Genomic DNA, 17584 nt, shown 5'->3' on the forward strand with positions numbered 1-17584 from the left:
TCCTCCTTTATGCCTTTGGAAGCGTATGAAGCCCTAACCCTTTGGGAACAATACCATGCTTTTTCATCTTTTTCAAAGTTCCCTGCCAGGTCGCATACTGCGTATGTGCTTTATTATCTGTCCAGTTGTTCATCACTTCATGGATGATCTGGCTGTCCGTAGGCGCCGGATTACCATCAATGATAAAGTCATTCCATGCCGCGAACAATGTGGCAATACGTTCAACCTGACTGGTTTTCATCGGCCCGAGAAAATCAATTAGCTTATCAATCTCAGCCTGCTTATCGTTGAACCGATCCCCGTATTTTTCCACGAAATCAGCATGGTTTTTCCCCGCCAACAGCAAATCAGCGCCCTGATGTTTCTCTTCGTACCAATGGTTGCTGACCAGAATGTCCACATACTGTTCCAGTTGAAGATCATAGGGACCGTGAGCATAACGGTAATATTGAACACCGCGGTTAAGACCGACATATTCATTCGTGAGATAAAGCATCTTCTGCAGCTGGATTTTGCCCCGGATATCCCTGCCGAGTTTATTGATGAGAATACCCAACAGGATAACTTGTGGGTCAAGCTCAGCCGCTTTATCAGCTGCGGCCTGTGGAACTTCTTTCTTGCCGGTCACATATTCGTAAATCAGAGATTTCTTGTAATCAGCCAGAGTGGTCATCTGCTCCTGTTTTGTTACAATGGTTGCGTCGATTTCGGCGCACTTTTTGTCCAAAAAATCTACAATCACGTTCTGTTCCCGAAGAGAAGGTTCAAAAATCATTAACTTTGCAAATTCACTATAATTCAATCCCTGTCGAACACCATTGCCCATGTTATAAAATACTTTCTGCACATCAAAAGAATGTAACAAATAATGAAAATACTTCGAATTCACATTTTCCTTCGGCATCAGATCAATATATGCAGACGTAATGATGCCCCGTTCTATCACAAAACCAGTTCTGAGACTCCTCTTATCATTTTGTAAATCTGTCGGACGAATGATAATATCGCCCGGTTCAACAATATTATATGTATTAAAACTGGCGGGAAGCAATCCTCCATTCGTATTGATGTCCTTACGAATAATGCGACCATAACTCAATGAAAGCAAGTTCTGTTCCTGAAGAGCATAATTCTTATTCTTTCGTTCTCCAAAATAATAATATACTGGATGAACATGCCACGAAGCAGGAATCATACCAACCCACTCAATCCCACTATCCTTCATCTCCACATCAGGATTCAATCCCTTAGTAACTGCTTCTGTAATCACAGACCGCTTATACTGCTCCAGCGTATCAATCTGCGCCTGAATATCTGCGATCAGTGCGTCGATTTCGGCACACTTGGTGTCGAGAAAAGTTGCAATTCGCTTTTGCTCCAAAAGGGGAGGTTGAATATAATACTGGTTTTTAATTTTTGCCTGACTAATATTAGGTTGCCCGCCTCCTTCGGAGACTCGCAAAAAATCTTCTCGGCACATCGAAATCCAATAGAACATAAATTCCAAGTCATTTTCTTTATCAGGCTGAATACAACAGCAAGCCTGATTAACACACGCCGGTATTTTTGATATTGCGATGTTGCCAACAGAGCCACCATACATTGCAATTACAATAAAATCTGGTTCATATAAACGCAATGCTGGTAAAGAATGCATCGCCATTTCTGTCACCATGGATGCTGTTTCAATTATTAAGGTCTTTCCGTAAATATCTCCACTTTGAATCCAGAATATGTCTCCATTTTCATAATACTGATAACTACTACTTTGCGGCGTAGTCCCACTGCCAATTAACGAAACAGCATTTTTAATTTTCTTTTTCGTCCACGAAGCAGGAACTTCACCAATCCACTTGATCCCACTATCTTTCATCTTACGCATATCATCACCGCCTTACTGAAACAGCTTGGCTATACGCTCCGAAACAGAATGCTCCAGTTCCATGAACTTCTCTTCCAATTCTTCGCTTGCCACCGGCTGTTGATATTTATAAAAGTAACGCGTAAACGGGATCTCCGCCCCGGTCTTGATGACAGGTTTCTTTGCTCCCAGATTTTCTTCCCAGAACCACTTGGCATCCGGCACATGCGGAAGGACTTCACGGGCCATATAAGTATCAATGTCTTCATCAAACTTCACGATCTCTGTATCCTTCGTTGCCTTATCGTACAGGATATTGCCCTTTTTGTCCTTCTGGATCACAGCCTCTTTATCCATAACAGACAGGCCGTCCATAATCTTATCAAACAACTTCTTATCAACTGCAATCCCATCCAGTGCTTTGGTCAACACAGGCACAAACGCATCCGGGGACAGCCACTTCTGTTCTGATACGGCAGCTTCCAAGTTTGCCAGAATGGCATCATATACCGGCTTCGTCTTATAATAGTCAGCCAGTGTCTTCTGCTCCTTCGCCGTTGCAGCCGTACCTTTCTCTTCCAAAGCAGCGACTTTTGCATCATCCCACAGAGATTTCAAAGCACCCGCCTGCAGCATATTCTCCATCCGTTCCTCGGTGAAACCATAGCTGCGCTGCAAAGGCTGCATCACCGCGTACTCACGATAGATAAACTCTGTATTGTCATAGATCTTGCAGACCTCATTTTCCTCGAACTCTGCATACAGCCGGGTAATCTCTGCCCTGTCTTCCGGGGTAAACTCGTTTTTCTTATTACCCAGTGGCTTGCGCAGCTTATGGTAAATCTGAGTCGCATCGATCAGCTGGATCTTTCCTTTCCGTTCCGGCCGCTTATTTTTCGACAGGATCCACACATAAGTAGCAATGCCGGTATTGTAGAACAAATCCGTCGGCATGGCAATGATCGCCTCGATTAAATCCTGTTCCAGAAGCCAACGGCGCACCTGAGACTCACCGGACGCTGTACCACCGGTAAACAGCGGCGAACCATTCTCAATGATTGCAGCCCGTCCAAGCTTATCATCCAGCTTTGCAATCGCAGACTGCATGAACAGCAGCTGCGCATCGCCACCACCAGGCAGCCCGGCGCCCCATCGTCCTGTATATCCTCTCTCATATTCCCGCTTTACAGCATCTTCCTGCCCGTCTTTTGCATCAGCACCGCTCCACGGTGTTCCGAACGGCGGGTTCTCGATCAGAAAACGCATCTTTACATCCGGGAAACAATCCTCTTTCAGTGTATCAGCATGACGGAAGTTATCGGCATTCTGATCTTTAATAAGCATCTCAGCCAGCCCGATAGCATAAGACTGACCCATGAGCTCCTGACCAAACAGACGCACATCAGCCGATGGGTTAAAATGCCGGATATAGCTGTATGCAGTCGAAAGCATACCGCCGGTTCCGCACGTCTGATCACAGATCGTGATGACCTTGCCCGGATCAAAAATATCATCACAGCCTTCCGCTGTCAGGACAGCGACAAGAAGCTTGATAATATCACGGCCGGTATAAAACTGTCCGGCATCTACGTTCTGATAAAAACGACCGATCAGATTCTCAAAGATATATCCCATCTTGATACTGTCAAAGGTCTTAATGGACAGATCCAATTCTGAGAATGCCTTTACAACAGAATACAGGCATCCGTCCTTGTCCATTTTTTTTATATGATCATCCATGTTCAGTTCACGGAAAATATCCTGCACGTTTGCAGAGAAACCATTCAGATATTCTTTGAAATTCGCAGCAATATGATCCGGATCGTTGCAGAGCTCTTTCAATGTATATTCGTTGGTGTTATAAAACTGATAATTCGAAATACGCTGCATTGCCTTTGCAGGATAATTCGGATTCTTCTTGTATGTCCCCACCACGTCAGATTTTGTGGGTTCCAGCGCGCACTCGAAACGCCGGATGATAGTCATGGGAATGATAACATCGCCATATTTGTCCGGCATATAAGAACCGCGGAGTTTATTCGCAATACTCCAGATAAAATTCGCCTCAGATGTAATATCAACGGGATTATCATCCCACAGTACATCTATTTTCTTTGCATCAGCCATACAACACTCCTCCGTATTTTCGCAATAGTTATCCATCCTCATTATATCGAAATTTCCTCTTAAAGTCAATATTTTTAATGTTTCATAATTATGAATAATTATTTTTAATTACGATTAAATACTGGAAACATCTATATTTTCTACACCGTCTACAAGATATATCGTTTCGTTTGATATCCCACTCCCGGCTTTTCCATCCCGTCAATCCATACGGCAAGCGTGCATGGACTGAACGGCGCCTGATCGGCGCCTCGGGATAGATTTCGACTCGTTCTGCTGCCACCGGCTGGCCAACGCAGAACACCTGCAACTACCAACATGCGTATTCCCTATAGAATACGATTTGATTTGATTCCCAAGAAAAGGAGGAAGAGAAATCATGACCATTGAAGAATTTGCACACGAACTCATCCACATCATCCAGAAAAAATTTCCGGATCTTTCCCACGATGCAGAATTCACTGTGCAGCAGGTCCCAAAGCCCGGCAACCTGATACTTACCGGCATCACCATACGTCTGCATGGTGCTGTAACCGCTCCATGCTTTTATATCAATGACCAGTATACGAAACTGCTGGAAGGCATGCCGATTCAGGCAATTGCCTCTGACCTGGCTGATACCATCCGGTACCGGTCTGACCTGCCGGATGATATCGATCTGGAACTTCTGGCTAATTTTGACGCCGCAAAAAATTATATCGTCCCAAAACTCATTGATATACGCCCCGGAAGAAACGACGGCTATCTTGCTGACAGACCGGTGCAGCAACTGCCCGGTACCGGGATCGGCATTATTTATGATATCGAGCTGCCCCGGGCAAAAGACGATCCTACAATGACCGTACCTATCACCAACCATATGCTGTCATGCTGGGACCGCTGTCTGAAAGACATCCATACAGCAGCCATCGCCAACGGTCCAAAGCTCCGTCCTGCAAAGCTGTCCTCCCTGTCCAGCATCATAGAAGACATGTGCCCCGGTGCCGCATCTGACACGCCGGATGATCTCATGATGATGGTCCTGACCAACGAGGACGCCTGTCATGGAGCTGCCGTCATTCTGTACCCTGCAGTTCCGGATATGATCCAACATCATTATCCAAACGGCTGCTATCTGCTGCCATCATCTGTTCACGAATGGATTATTGTGCCTAAAATCAGTACAAAAGATCCTGACGAACTGCGGTATATGGTCATGAGCATCAACCAGAGCCAGGTGGCTCCTGCAGAAGTGCTTTCAGACGGCGTCTTTGAGCTGGATGAAAAAGGCCGGCTCGTATCAGCATCATCTGACGATGTGCCGTTTGATTAAAAAGCTGATCCGAATCCGGTCACCTACTCAATCGTACCGGATATTCCAAAAATTTAATATATCACGAAAAATTTACGTCTCCTTATGGTCTTTGAGAGGCAGCAGCAAAGCTGCCTCTCTTTATAGATTCCATGTGCCATGAATACAAGGAAAAAAGCAGAAAGGAGGGAACAGACGATGACAGCGATTGAACCATCTGAACGGCAGATACACTATGCCAGTGACATCGCCCGGACCTTAGGGATTCCGATGCCGCAAAACGGCACCATGACAGACTATGCGACATTCATTGCCAGCCATCTGGATGAATATCACAGCGCACGCCGGAAGCCAAAACCGGAATCTGCACCGTCGAAGCCAAAGAAAAATGATAAATATTTGATACAGGAAGTAGAGCCGCGTCTACGGCTCCAGAACATCAAGCAACGCATCTCAGAAGAACCGCTGCTGACGCCGGAGGCTGTCATCCGTTTCGCCCAGAACTACACCAAAGGCTGGGCAGCAGAATCCATCCTTGTATTTAATCTTGACGTCAAGGGTCTCGTCATCAACTTCTGCCGTGTATCCATTGGAACCATCAACCAATCCCTGACATCAGGCCGGGAGATATTCAAATCCGCGGTACTCTCAAATGCCGCCGGCATCATTATGATCCACAATCATTTGACAAATGACCCCAAACCAAGTCCGGATGATATCAACATCACGACAACGATTGCACAGTGCGGCCACATCCTGGGAATCCCATTGCTTGACCATATTATCGTCGCTGGAAAGCAATTCTACAGTTTCAACGAATCCAATGCGGATCTGTTCGGCGCCTGCGGCATGATCGCAGAAAGAAGGGAACATGAATGAAAAGCGAAAAGAAAAGATGGACTGCATCACTAAGATGCTTCAGGAAGGAGTCGAATCCGTATTTTGTTCCGAACGGTATGCGGACTGGCTGCGTGTCTGCAGCAGATTCCATAGATATTCCCTGAACAACCAGATCTTAATCCTGATGCAGGCTCCGTTTTCCAGCCAGGTTGCCGGCTACCGGGCCTGGCAGGACATGGGACGGCAGGTCAAAAAAGGGGAGCACGGCATCATGATCATGGCCCCCATGAAAATAAAAGGGAAGAAGGACGATCCCGATCATACAGAAGAAAACGATTTATTATTATTCAAGCCGGTTACCGTCTTTGACATCTCACAGACGGAAGGGCCGGATCTTCCGTCTCTCACCAGTGAGCTTACAGGCGACAACCGTTCTTTTGAGCATGTTATTGAGCAGCTGTGCCGCTTCTCAATCGTCCCCGTCCGCTTCACAGACGAACTGCCTCCCGGTGTCTACGGCTGTTTCAGCTTTGCTGAACATGCCATTCGAGTGCGTGCTTCCATCCATGGGCAGCATAAAGTCAAAACACTCATACATGAGATCGCCCACAGCCTGCTGGATGGCGATCCGAACAACCGCATCGACCGGCAGAGCATGGAAGTCCGTGCCGAGAGCATCGCCTTTGTCGTCTGCAATGCCATCGGCATTGATACAGGCGAATACTCTTTTGGCTATATCGCAGGATGGTCATCCGGAAAAGAGATGGATGAGCTCAAAGCAACCATGCAGGACATCCGGCAGGTTTCTGATCAGATTCTTTCCCATCTGCTTCCTGCCGCATAAAAGGAGGTGAAAATATACCATGAGAAAATCCGCCTGCATGGCGTTTATCACGTCTCTGATCCGGGAAGTCAGCGAAGGCCGCGGATACCGGAAGCAGAACAATCCTGCAGTAACATTCGTCCGATCTGCCCGTTCCGGGAAATTCGACGGCCTGAACGATGATGATTACAATATCCTGCTGGGCGAAGCCGAAGAACTGGCAAGGAACTGGCTGGATCAGCCGAATGCGCAGACTTCTGACCTTCTAAAGGTCTTCCTGGAAAACATCCGCATCAGCAGCGAAAGCCTGAGAATCATTGCCGAACAGCTCTGCAGATGCTATGAAAAATCCATCGGTACTTTTGCTCCGGAACTCAAGAACCCGGAGCTGCTGGAACACATTCCGGAAGGAGCACGCCTGGCAGAACAATACCGGAGCGAACCCCGTCCGCTTCCGGGGCAAACCATCATGAAGCACCAAAGCTGCACGGACAGCAGACTGCAGTCACCCCGGCATATTTATGATTATCTGACGGATCACATCCACGGGCAGCAGGATGCCTGCCGGGCAGCTGCAACATTGCTATACAATCATGTAAAGGGCCACCGCCGCAATGTGTTGTTCATTGGACCCACCGGATGCGGCAAGACCGAGATCTGGCGGGTATGCAGGCAGATCTATCCTCATGTTATCATCGTCGACGCAAACCAGATCACAGCAGAAGGCTGGCTGGGGTCATTCAAAATCCGGGACATCTTCACCGGACTCACCGGTCAGGAGATCGAGCGCTCCATCGTGGTCTTCGACGAGTTCGATAAACTATGCGAGCCGAAATTCAGTTCTGCCGGAACCAACCACAGCCATGTCGAGCAAAACGGTTTATTAAAACTGATAGAAGGCGACCGTTTCTCCTTCCCTGCAGACAGGGACAAGCCCGCTGTCACATTCGATTCCTCCCGCATCTCGTTTGTCTTCCTGGGGAGCTTCGAAACACTGACGGAAATAAAAAATAAGAAAGAGTCCAGGCCATCCATCGGTTTCGGCAGCAAACCGGACAGTCAGGATGCATACACTGTATATAATAAAATACTCACACCGGATGACCTGATCCAGTATGCCGGCATGCGAAGAGAGATTGCAGGACGCATCAACCAGATCGTGCAGCTGTCTCCCATGACAGCCAAAGACTATGAATCCATCCTGCAGGATGACAGGATCTCGCCCATCCGTCAGCTGGAACAGCAGTATGACGTCATGCTGCATATGGATGCAGATACCTGCAGACAGCTGGCTCAGGAAGCCGCTGATACGAAGATGGGTGTGCGGTACTTACACAGCCGTATCCAGAGCATGCTGGATGACTGTCTTTTCCAGGACTGCGAAAAATCAGAATATATCTTGGATATCAATCCTTTACATGATCTGCAAGAAAGGAGCATTTCGATATGAACGACGCAAGAACACACAGAGCGCAAGCCGCAGCAGATGACATCCTGGAATTTGTGAACGCCTATGGATTTGATAGCGATACTTTTGCCAAACGTATTGCAGGCGGGCACAAAACCCTGCAGTAGTCCGTCATGCGGCTCTTTGTACGCACCATCCGGGAGATGGCAAATGTCCTGCCGGATGACCGTAATGCCGCTGCCGTCAAGCTGGCCAAACAGATCACAGAACTGGCAGATGGTGTTTCCCTTCCGATGATATGAATGCAGAAATGCAATACCTGAAGCCGGATGCAGCCGTTGTGCCGGCATAAACAACGCCCCGTCCGTATCTGTCATGATACAGCGGGGCATCGTTTTTCGATAATCAGACTTCTTATAAGTTCCATCGGCTCGCACACCATCATGAAATAATGAAAACAAGATGTGGCAGATAGCTCTGAAAAATTTTTCTAATAAAATAGGCCCAAAACAGCCGTTTTCATCCAAAGATGTGGCATGTAGGTGAAAAATTCAGCTGAAAAACAACTCTATTCTGAAAAGATGTGACGGATAGGTGAAAAATTTTACTCAAAATCGGCTTCCTTCATTTGAGATGTGATGAATAGCCTGAAAAATCCGATGACAAAACAGCAATTTTGATCCAAGATGTAGCATGTAGGTGAAAAAATCCTCCTGAGAAGTGATGGATACGATTTTGAAGATCCTTCAAAAGTGAAAAATCCGATCAAACATATGGCATCTATGTGAAAAATCAACCCTGAAGTTATGATGGATATCTTGAAAACAGGAAAAAGATGTGGCATCTAAGGTGAAAACAACAAAAACATGTGGCATTTACACTGAAAATACAAGATAAGAAGCCTGTCGGCTCGGGGGAAAAAGCGTAAAAATGCTGGTAAACGTATGGCATCTATCAAGATATGGTAGGTACGTATGAAAAATATCATTCCCAGATATTTCTGCACCTGTGACAGGGAGCAGGAGCATTTATCCAGATCCGGATAAAATCCGCAGGGACACGGATTCATCGCCGCCACCAACATAAAATCGGCCGGGAACGAATAAATCCCTTGATTTCTGGCGATATGGACGCATTTTTCCTCAAGGGGCTGTCGAAGTGCTTCCAGTGCCGTGCGTGAAAACTCCGGCAATTCATCCAAAAACAGCACACCTCCATGTGCCAGCGTCACTTCTCCCGGCGAAGGGATCATTCCTCCGCCGATCAGAGCTGCCCGGGTCACCGAATGATGAACCTCCCGAAAAGGACGCTTTGTAATCAGCGGATTCTCCCCTTCGATCTGTCCGGCAATACTATAAATCCTGGTGATTTCCAGACTTTCCTCTCTGGTCAGGCCCGGCAGGATCGTCGGGATTCGTTTGGCAACCATCGTTTTTCCTGCCCCCGGAGGACCGATAAAAAGCAGATTATGATTTCCAGCTACAGCCACAAGCGCCGCCCTTTTCATGATCTCCTGTCCCTGAATGTCACTATAATCTATGTCCGCTTTTTGTACCTCATGAACAAAATCAGACGTAAAATCCGCTTCTGTGACTGCACAGTTGTGCCCTTTGGCCCACTCGCAGACCTCCGCCAGTGTCTTGACGCCCAGAATATGAATTCCCTGGATCAATACCGCCTCTTTCATGTTTTCTGCCGGTACAATGCAGAACCTGATTCCTCTTTCTTTTGCCTCCGCTACAATTGCGAGAATTCCTTCTGTCCTGCGAACACTTCCGTCCAATCCCAGTTCTCCAACCACCAGTGCATTCTTCAGCCTGTTTCCGGGCAGGATCTGAAGTGCCATGAGTACGCCAAGCGCAATCGGAAGGTCAAACGCTGTTCCTCTTTTTCTTACATTGGCAGGCGACAAATTCACGACCACCTTCCTCGCCGGGATCATAAACCCTGTATTTTTCAGAGCCGTTCGTACACGTTCTGCCGCCTCTTTCACCTCAGAAGCCAGGAAACCCACCATATGAAATACCGGAAGACCATTCCCCACATCTAGCTCAACCTGAATCATTTCAACTTTGATTCCCTGAATCGATGCTGATAAAATTGTATAAAATCCCATGAAAATTCTCCTTTACCTGACGGTAAAAGTACAAAAATCTTTTCTGAAAATGTTGTGACGGATCGTCACTTTGATTTGCTAAAAGAAAACCGAAATCCTTTAGAAAATATATCCCCATCATATCGGAAATCATCCGTTTTGTCAATGCCGGAAATCTTTTTTCGGAAATGCACGCTCAGATTTGTCCCCGCATACACTATAATAACTACTCTGTGAGGTGCTGCTTTTGAAGTCCTTTCCCCCACCTCTCACAGCCGAAGAAGAGGCCTGTTTTCTCCGCAAGTATGCAGAAGGTGACCAAAAGGCCCGGCACATTCTGATTGAACGGAATCTTCGTCTTGTTGCGCATGTCATGAAAAAATATCAATATCTGGAAGATGATCCGGAGGATTTGATCTCAGTTGGGACGATCGGCCTTATCAAGGCCGTATCAACATTTAATCCTCAAAAAAACGCACGGCTGGCCACTTATGCCTGCAGATGTATCCAAAACGAGATCCTGATGCTGCTTCGTAGCAAGCGCAAGACCAATCGTGAAATTTCTCTTTACGAACCAGTGGGCACGGATCGTGAAGGCAACGAGATCCGGATCTATGACATTCTGGAATCCAGAGAAGAAGATGCATGCTCACGGATTTCGGAAAAAAATGACATTCAGCTTCTCTACAGTAAACTGGAATCCGCTCTCACTTCCCGGGAACAGCTGGTTCTGAAGATGCGATATGGTCTATACAATCATGAAGAATACACCCAGCGTGAGATTGCTGAACGGCTCGGTATTTCGCGTTCTTACGTTTCCCGTATTGAGAAGGGCGCAATTGAAAAACTCCGTCCTTATTTCTGATTATATTCAGATACAAAAAGGAGGACCGAAGTCCTCCTGATACATAGCTTCTCTTATGCTTCCCCATTCATTTCCATTTCTTTTCGCCTTAAAATATCATATGGTTCGGCATCACCGGTCAGCTTGACATACAATACCTGTTTCGGATGCGGTGCACTTTCCTGCTCCACTCCTTCTTCATTTACAATACGCTCTACGGTCACTTCCAGATTCCTTCCATCCGGCTTCATGATTTCAATCTCTTCTCCAACACTGAACTTATTTCTCTGTTCGATCCGTACCATGCCGTCACGTACTTCCCCTGCCATTCCAAGATACGTGTAATCGCGCAGATAGGTGTTACTGTCATAAATCTGTGATTCATCCCCGGGTTTACCGAAGAAGAAGCCTGTCGTAAACTGTCTGTATGTGCATCCCACGATCTGTTCCAGATACCAGGGCATGTTCTTCCGGTAAAGCTCCGGATCTTTCTGGTAATCATCGATCGCCTTACGGTAAGTCCTTGCCACTGTCGCCACATAGAGAGCCGTCTTCATTCGTCCCTCGATCTTGAAGCTGTCAATTCCCGCATCGATCAGTTCCGGTATATGCTCGATCATGCAGAGATCCTTAGAATTAAAAATATAAGTTCCCCGCTCGTTCTCGTATACCGGCAGATACTCTCCCGGCCTTGTCTCCTCCACGACCGCATATTTCCATCTGCACGGGTGCGTACAGGCACCGTGGTTGGCGTCACGCCCGGTAAAATAATTACTGAGCAGGCATCTTCCGGAATAGGAAATACACATCGCTCCGTGCACAAAGGTCTCGATCTCAAGATCATCCGGAATATGACTTCGGATCTCTTTGATCTCCCGAAGCAACAGTTCCCGGGCTGAAACCACACGGCTTGCCCCCTGCTTGTGCCAGAACAGATAGGTTCCGTAATTCGTATTATTTGCCTGCGTGCTGATGTGGCGTTCAATCTCCGGGCATACCTCTTTTGCAATCTCAAATACTCCCGGATCGGCAATGATCAGTGCATCCGGCCTGATGTCCCGAAGCTCCTCAAAATAAGCACGCACACCATCCAGATCATAATTATGAGCCAGAATATTTGCCGTTACATACACTTTCACGCCATGTTCATGAGCGAAAGCGATTCCTTCTCTCATTTCATCCATGGAGAAATTCTTCGCTTTTGCACGAAGTCCGAATGCTTCTCCGCCGATATAAACGGCGTCTGCACCGAAAATAACTGCTGTTTTTAAAACTTCCAGGCTGCTTGCCGGAATCAATAATTCAGGATGTCGTGCCATCTGCTTCTACCTCTCTTTATTTCTTTTCACGCTGACTGCCGTTCCGTCCCCGAGCGGGATGATCGAAGTCTCCAGGTCCGGGTGATGCTTCAGCGTATACAAATACTCCCGCATTCTGCTGTGTATCGTGCGATCCCGTCTTTCCACCGCGAAACGGGACTCAATGATATTCCCGTCCTGGAGCACATTGTCTGAAACCAGAACGCCATCCGGCTCCAGAATTCGGAGCACTTCCGGGAGATATGCAATATACTGCCCCTTCGCGGCATCCATAAAAATAAAATCATATGGCCCACTCAGCTCTGTCAGCACTTCCATGGCATCTCCCTCGATCAGAGTGATCTTCTGTTCCTTCCCCGCTCTTTTGAAATTCTCCCGGGCAATGGGAATTCTTTTCTCATAATTTTCTATCGTAGTAATTGTACATTCTTCAGGAGCATATTCGCTCATCAGCAGCGCCGAGAAGCCGACCGCTGTTCCCACTTCCAGGATCCTCGTGGGACGTTTGATCGCAAGGAGCACCTTCAGAAAACTCTGCATCTCCTTGCGTATGATCGGCACACTATCTCGCAAAGCCTCCTGTTCGATCTCTTCCAGAATCTCGCTGTTCTCCTGTTCCAGAGAATGTAAGTATGTCACCAGACGTTCTTCAACTATCATGTGGTTCCTCACTTCCTGTATTGCACATCACCGATATCCTGTCCATACAGCTGTATACGCATTCATACAGATGCCCCGCAACACCTGCGGGGCACATGAATCCTTCTATACATCCATAATGATCGGTAGGATCATCGGTTTTCTCTTCGTTCTCTTCCAGATAAAATCATTCATCGTATCGCGGATCACAAGCTTGATCTTGCTCCAGTCCGCGTGGCGGCTCATCAGGCACCGCTCCACCGCATCCGTAAGCACACATCTCGCCTCTTCCATCAGGCCTTCCGATTCACGCACATAGACAAAGCCGCGGGAAACGATATCCGGACCTGCCAGGAGCTGATTGGTACCTTTTTCCAGAGTGAGAACAACGATCAGAATACCGTCCTCCGCCAGATGCTGACGATCCCTTAAAACAATATTACCGACATCGCCTACACCAAGACCATCCACAAGAATCTCTCCTGTATGAACTTTATCTACGATCTCGGCGCTGTTCTCATCCAGAGCAAGCACATCGCCCGACTTCAGGATAAATACATTCTCTTTCGGAATTCCCAGAGATTTTGCAAGATTCGCATTCGCTTTCAAATGCCGGTATTCTCCATGCACCGGAATGGCATATTTCGGTTTCACAAGGGAATAGATCAGCTTCAATTCCTCCTGACACGCATGACCGGAAACATGTGCATCCTGGAAAATAACGTCTGCCCCTTTGGCAGAGAGTTCATTGATCACATGGGAAACCGCTTTTTCATTTCCCGGGATCGGATTCGAACTGAAAATGATCGTATCGCCCGGCATAATGGTAATCTTCTTATGAATATCCGCCGACATTCTGGACAGTGCCGCCATGGATTCTCCCTGGCTTCCGGTTGTGATGATCGTCGTCTTCTCCGGCGGATAATTCCGGAGCTGATCCACCTCGATCAGCGTGTTGTCCGGTACATTCAGATATCCAAGTTCAGACGCTACGGAAATGATATTGACCATGCTGCGTCCTTCAACCACAACTTTTCTTCCAAATTTGTAGGAAGAATTGATAATCTGCTGAACACGATCCACATTCGACGCAAAGGTCGCAATGATGATACGGCTGTTCGTATGCTCCGCAAAAATACGGTCGAATGTTGCTCCCACAGTACGTTCAGACTGGGTAAATCCCGGTCGTTCTGCATTGGTACTGTCCGACATGAGGGCTAGTACTCCCTTCTTTCCGATCTCCGCAAACCGCTGAAGATCGATCGCGTCGCCAAATACCGGGGTGTAGTCCACTTTAAAGTCTCCCGTATGCACCACAATACCTGCCGGTGAATAAATGGCAAGTGCAGATGCATCCTGAATACTGTGATTTGTCTTGATAAATTCAATACGGAACTGCCCAAGATTGATAGACTGTCCGTGGCGCACCACTTTTCTTCTGGTGGAGCGAAGCAGATTATGCTCTGCCAGCTTTTTCTCAATAATTCCCATGGTCAGCTTCGTAGTATAAATCGGGAGATTAATCTCCTTAAGCACATAAGAAAGAGCTCCAATATGGTCTTCATGCCCATGGGTGATTACAAAACCTTTTAATTTTTCAACATTATTCTTAAGATAAGAAATATCCGGAATTACCAGGTCGATTCCCAGCATATCATCTTCCGGAAATGAAAGACCGCAATCCACAACAATAATACTGTCTTCATATTCAAAGGCAGTAATGTTCATTCCGATTTTTTCCAGACCTCCCAACGGAATGATTTTCAATTTAGAATTGTTCGTTCGTTTCAACGTCACACCTCCATATATTTTTATGTATCGTCCGTACATCCATATCGTAAAATAAAGAGTCTACGCCCCGGTTCCCGGCGCGCGGTGTGCTGCTACATCTCGATATCCACATCTTCCAGTAATTCTTCAAACACTTTCAATACAGCCTCGAGTTCCACTTCATCTTCTGTGATCTCGTAGAGACTGTCCTCATCTTCAGGCGCACTGGTGTCCTTAAGGATGAGACATTCCGCGTCGTCCTCCTCAGAATCTGCAACCAGAAGATACGTATTCCCATTCAGCTTCGTCTGCTCAAGAATATAAAATTCTACCTGTTCTCCACTATCTTCATAAGTAAAAACCAGTTTTTCACTACTCATACAATTCGTCTCCCTCGTCCGGGTTCTGCTTCATCGCAAGCGAATCCAAAAATCCCTGCAATATAAAAACAGCCGCAATCTGATCCACGTACTGCTTGCGGTTCTCTCTTCTTATCCCTGTTTCAATTAACGTCCGCTCTGCTGATGCCGTGGTCAGACGCTCGTCCCACATCACGACCTCAAGGCCGGTCCGCCGACGAAGCATCTCACCAAATTCCAACGCTTTCTCTGCCCGTTCTCCGATATCATTGTTCATATGTTTTGGCAGACCAAGCACAAACTTCTCTACTTCATATTCTTTTGCAAGTGTTTCAATTCTTGCCAGTGTCTGTCTGAGCTTGTTCTCCGACTTGCGCACAATCGTCTCTACGGCCTGGGCTGTAATCCCCAGCGGGTCACTTACCGCCACTCCCACAGTCTTCGTACCGTAATCCAATCCCATAATCCGCATAATCTGAATCATCCTATAACTCGTTCTTAATATATGCCTTCAGCAGTTCTTCTACGATCTCATCCCGTTCCACCTTCATCACAAGGCTTCTTGCACCATTGTAGCTGGTGATGTATGTAGGATCACCTGACATAATGTATCCTACGATCTGATTCACTGGATTATATCCTTTCTCCACTAAAGCATTATATACAATCTCAAGGATATCTTTTGCCTGAATCTGTGGTCCGGCCTCCACCTGAAAAAATTGTGTATTCGATAAATTCTTCATCTTACGACCTCCAATACTTCAATACCCATTCTAATATAATCTGTAATAAAATTCAATGAGTAATTTGTGAAATATCCACAATTTTAATTTTCTTTATCTGATTAGTCCAGCTTTCCTCTCCGTCTTCGGTACAAGGCACAGAAATCCTGAGATATTCCCTGGTATGTCCGGTCACCATCTTCCGTCCTTCTTTTTCAGTCACCTCTTCAAAAAGGACTTCTACGTCCTTACCAACCCACTGCTTTTCATACTCTGCCTGTTTTCTTTCATTCATTTCCTGCAAAATAGCACTTCTTCCGGCCTTCTCCTGCTCTGTAATCTGGCCTTTCATCTCCGCTGCTTTTGTCCCACGGCGTTTCGAATACTTAAATATATGCGTTTCATAAAAATCCACCTTATCCACAAAACGTCTGGATTCCTCAAATTCTTCTTCTGTCTCTCCCGGGAATCCGGTAATCACATCGGTAGTAAGAGCCGGATTATCAAAATATTTCCGAAGGATCCTGCATTTCTCATAGTATTCCTCCGCACTATACCGGCGGTTCATCCGCTTCAGCGTCGCATTGCATCCGCTCTGGAGCGACAGATGAAAATGCGGGCAGATCTTCTTGAGTTTCGACAGTTCAGACGCAAATTCTTCTGTGATGATCCGCGGTTCCAGAGATCCGAGCCGGATCCTTACAATACCTTCCACTTCATGGACCGCCCGAATTAGTGAGAGCAGGTCTTCCTGCTGCTTCCCATTTTCATCCTTAAGATCCACACCATAGGAGCTGAGATGAATTCCGGTCAGCACCACCTCACGATATCCGTTTGCGGCCAGTGTCTCTACCTCCCGCACAACCTCTTCCTTTTTTCTGCTCCTTACTCTTCCCCGTGCATACGGGATAATGCAGTACGTGCAAAACTGATTACAGCCATCCTGCACTTTCAGATAGGCTCTTGTATGCTCTGCCGTCCTTGTGAGGGACAGTTCTTCGTACTTTGCAGTATGGTTGATATCAATTACTTCAATCTGCTGATGCTTCTCTTTTTGTGCAAAATAGGCATCCAGGATCCCGATCAGCTCCTGTTTCTTATTATTCCCAATGACAATATCAATATTCTCATCCTTTTCCCCTGCATCGGTCCTTGCCTGCACATAACAGCCCGCAGCCACGATCACCGCATCCGGATTCTGCTTTCTGGCACGATGGATCATCTGTCTGGATTTCCGGTCTGCAATATTCGTAACCGAACAGGTATTAATGATATAAATATCCGCCTCATCCTGGAACGGGACAATCTGATATCCGTTCTTCTCAAGAAGTTCCTGCATTGCTTCCGTCTCATAGGCATTTACTTTACACCCCAAATTGTGTAACGCTGCTTTTCTCATCACATTTCCCACCTTCAAATTCTATAAGATTTTACAAAAAAATATCGTTTTCTTTGGAATTTTATTCCTTGACAATTCTCTATACAA

The 17584-nt window shown here is 46.6% G+C and carries 18 protein-coding genes; 7 read left to right on the plus strand and 11 right to left on the minus strand.

From position 1 onward, the window contains the following. Positions 1–7 precede the first annotated feature (7 nt). The 3 genes from ACTNBF_RS03310 to ACTNBF_RS03320 all read right to left on the minus strand — a co-directional run bounded on the left by ACTNBF_RS03310 (position 8) and on the right by ACTNBF_RS03320 (position 4308). Complete coding sequence (locus ACTNBF_RS03310; RefSeq protein WP_441088752.1) at positions 8–1882, minus strand: restriction endonuclease subunit S; 1875 nt, start codon at positions 1880–1882, stop codon at positions 8–10. A 12-nt stretch (positions 1883–1894) separates the two neighbouring features. Beyond that, positions 1895–3988, minus strand: a complete 2094-nt coding sequence (locus ACTNBF_RS03315) for a type I restriction-modification system subunit M (RefSeq protein WP_441088753.1) — start codon at positions 3986–3988, stop codon at positions 1895–1897. A 149-nt stretch (positions 3989–4137) separates the two neighbouring features. Next, on the minus strand, positions 4138–4308 hold the full coding sequence (locus ACTNBF_RS03320; protein ID WP_441088754.1) for a hypothetical protein: 171 nt from the start codon (positions 4306–4308) through the stop codon (positions 4138–4140). A 59-nt stretch (positions 4309–4367) separates the two neighbouring features. Between ACTNBF_RS03320 and ACTNBF_RS03325 the strand changes: the two genes are divergently transcribed. The 6 genes from ACTNBF_RS03325 (at position 4368) to ACTNBF_RS03350 (ending at position 8652) form a co-directional block, all read left to right on the plus strand. Beyond that, positions 4368–5300, plus strand: a complete 933-nt coding sequence (locus ACTNBF_RS03325) for a DUF5688 family protein (RefSeq protein WP_441088755.1) — start codon at positions 4368–4370, stop codon at positions 5298–5300. 177 nt (positions 5301–5477) lie between these two features. After that, entirely contained in the window at positions 5478–6158 is a 681-nt protein-coding gene (locus ACTNBF_RS03330; protein ID WP_441088756.1) for a JAB domain-containing protein, read from the plus strand. Beyond that, positions 6151–6963, plus strand: coding sequence for an ArdC family protein (locus ACTNBF_RS03335; protein WP_441088757.1), 813 nt, complete (start codon positions 6151–6153; stop codon positions 6961–6963). The genes ACTNBF_RS03330 and ACTNBF_RS03335 overlap by 8 nt, the downstream gene beginning before the upstream one ends. A 19-nt stretch (positions 6964–6982) precedes the next feature. After that, positions 6983–8392 (plus strand): AAA family ATPase, encoded by a 1410-nt coding sequence (locus ACTNBF_RS03340; protein ID WP_441088758.1) that lies wholly within the window; start codon positions 6983–6985, stop codon positions 8390–8392. Then, positions 8389–8517, plus strand: a complete 129-nt coding sequence (locus ACTNBF_RS03345; protein ID WP_441088759.1) for a hypothetical protein — start codon at positions 8389–8391, stop codon at positions 8515–8517. Before ACTNBF_RS03340 ends, ACTNBF_RS03345 begins: the two co-directional genes overlap by 4 nt. 6 nt (positions 8518–8523) lie before the next feature. Further along, positions 8524–8652, plus strand: coding sequence for a hypothetical protein (locus ACTNBF_RS03350; protein ID WP_441088760.1), 129 nt, complete (start codon positions 8524–8526; stop codon positions 8650–8652). 542 nt (positions 8653–9194) lie between these two features. Here the strand turns inward: ACTNBF_RS03350 and ACTNBF_RS03355 are convergent. Further along, the gene (locus ACTNBF_RS03355) at positions 9195–10466 is read right to left on the minus strand and encodes a YifB family Mg chelatase-like AAA ATPase (RefSeq protein WP_441088761.1); all 1272 of its coding nucleotides are present in this window, start codon (positions 10464–10466) and stop codon (positions 9195–9197) included. Between the two features lie 226 nt (positions 10467–10692). Between ACTNBF_RS03355 and sigK the strand changes: the two genes are divergently transcribed. Then, positions 10693–11310 (plus strand): RNA polymerase sporulation sigma factor SigK, encoded by a 618-nt coding sequence (sigK, locus tag ACTNBF_RS03360; protein ID WP_441015934.1) that lies wholly within the window; start codon positions 10693–10695, stop codon positions 11308–11310. A 53-nt stretch (positions 11311–11363) separates the two neighbouring features. Here the strand turns inward: sigK and ACTNBF_RS03365 are convergent, their stop codons facing one another. From ACTNBF_RS03365 to mtaB, 7 genes are all read right to left on the minus strand, one after another. Then, positions 11364–12608 (minus strand): peptidase U32 family protein, encoded by a 1245-nt coding sequence (locus ACTNBF_RS03365; protein WP_441088762.1) that lies wholly within the window; start codon positions 12606–12608, stop codon positions 11364–11366. 6 nt (positions 12609–12614) lie between these two features. Beyond that, a complete protein-coding gene (locus ACTNBF_RS03370) occupies positions 12615–13268 on the minus strand; it encodes an O-methyltransferase (RefSeq protein WP_427806397.1) in 654 nt (217 codons plus the stop codon). A 105-nt stretch (positions 13269–13373) separates the two neighbouring features. Beyond that, positions 13374–15038: a ribonuclease J gene (locus ACTNBF_RS03375; protein ID WP_427806398.1), complete on the minus strand. Its 1665-nt coding sequence runs from the start codon at positions 15036–15038 to the stop codon at positions 13374–13376. A 92-nt stretch (positions 15039–15130) separates the two neighbouring features. After that, positions 15131–15397 (minus strand): DUF1292 domain-containing protein, encoded by a 267-nt coding sequence (locus ACTNBF_RS03380; protein WP_427806399.1) that lies wholly within the window; start codon positions 15395–15397, stop codon positions 15131–15133. Then, the gene (gene ruvX / locus ACTNBF_RS03385; protein WP_441088790.1) at positions 15390–15848 is read right to left on the minus strand and encodes a Holliday junction resolvase RuvX; all 459 of its coding nucleotides are present in this window, start codon (positions 15846–15848) and stop codon (positions 15390–15392) included. The genes ACTNBF_RS03380 and ruvX overlap by 8 nt, the downstream gene beginning before the upstream one ends. Before the next feature lie 13 nt (positions 15849–15861). Beyond that, the gene (locus ACTNBF_RS03390) at positions 15862–16119 is read right to left on the minus strand and encodes an IreB family regulatory phosphoprotein (RefSeq protein WP_427806400.1); all 258 of its coding nucleotides are present in this window, start codon (positions 16117–16119) and stop codon (positions 15862–15864) included. Between the two features lie 52 nt (positions 16120–16171). Next, positions 16172–17497, minus strand: a complete 1326-nt coding sequence (gene mtaB, locus ACTNBF_RS03395) for a tRNA (N(6)-L-threonylcarbamoyladenosine(37)-C(2))-methylthiotransferase MtaB (RefSeq protein WP_441088763.1) — start codon at positions 17495–17497, stop codon at positions 16172–16174. Positions 17498–17584: the final 87 nt, after the last annotated feature.

It is taken from the genome of Bariatricus sp. HCP28S3_A4, from assembly GCF_052066395.1.
Taxonomy (GTDB): domain Bacteria; phylum Bacillota; class Clostridia; order Lachnospirales; family Lachnospiraceae; genus Allocoprococcus.

Bases quoted from the DNA above. Each gene is read 5' to 3' on its own strand.
- ACTNBF_RS03310 (WP_441088752.1), bottom strand. From the start codon at position 1,882: ATGCGTAAGATGAAAGATAGTGGGATCAAGTGGATTGGTGAAGTTCCT.
- ACTNBF_RS03315 (WP_441088753.1), bottom strand. From the start codon at position 3,988: ATGGCTGATGCAAAGAAAATAGATGTACTGTGGGATGATAATCCCGTT.
- ACTNBF_RS03320 (WP_441088754.1), bottom strand. From the start codon at position 4,308: ATGTTGGTAGTTGCAGGTGTTCTGCGTTGGCCAGCCGGTGGCAGCAGA.
- ACTNBF_RS03325 (WP_441088755.1), top strand. From the start codon at position 4,368: ATGACCATTGAAGAATTTGCACACGAACTCATCCACATCATCCAGAAA.
- ACTNBF_RS03330 (WP_441088756.1), top strand. From the start codon at position 5,478: ATGACAGCGATTGAACCATCTGAACGGCAGATACACTATGCCAGTGAC.
- ACTNBF_RS03335 (WP_441088757.1), top strand. From the start codon at position 6,151: ATGAATGAAAAGCGAAAAGAAAAGATGGACTGCATCACTAAGATGCTT.
- ACTNBF_RS03340 (WP_441088758.1), top strand. From the start codon at position 6,983: ATGAGAAAATCCGCCTGCATGGCGTTTATCACGTCTCTGATCCGGGAA.
- ACTNBF_RS03345 (WP_441088759.1), top strand. From the start codon at position 8,389: ATGAACGACGCAAGAACACACAGAGCGCAAGCCGCAGCAGATGACATC.
- ACTNBF_RS03350 (WP_441088760.1), top strand. From the start codon at position 8,524: ATGCGGCTCTTTGTACGCACCATCCGGGAGATGGCAAATGTCCTGCCG.
- ACTNBF_RS03355 (WP_441088761.1), bottom strand. From the start codon at position 10,466: ATGGGATTTTATACAATTTTATCAGCATCGATTCAGGGAATCAAAGTT.
- ACTNBF_RS03365 (WP_441088762.1), bottom strand. From the start codon at position 12,608: ATGGCACGACATCCTGAATTATTGATTCCGGCAAGCAGCCTGGAAGTT.
- ACTNBF_RS03370 (WP_427806397.1), bottom strand. From the start codon at position 13,268: ATGATAGTTGAAGAACGTCTGGTGACATACTTACATTCTCTGGAACAG.
- ACTNBF_RS03380 (WP_427806399.1), bottom strand. From the start codon at position 15,397: ATGAGTAGTGAAAAACTGGTTTTTACTTATGAAGATAGTGGAGAACAG.
- ruvX (WP_441088790.1), bottom strand. From the start codon at position 15,848: ATGCGGATTATGGGATTGGATTACGGTACGAAGACTGTGGGAGTGGCG.
- ACTNBF_RS03390 (WP_427806400.1), bottom strand. From the start codon at position 16,119: ATGAAGAATTTATCGAATACACAATTTTTTCAGGTGGAGGCCGGACCA.
- mtaB (WP_441088763.1), bottom strand. From the start codon at position 17,497: ATGAGAAAAGCAGCGTTACACAATTTGGGGTGTAAAGTAAATGCCTAT.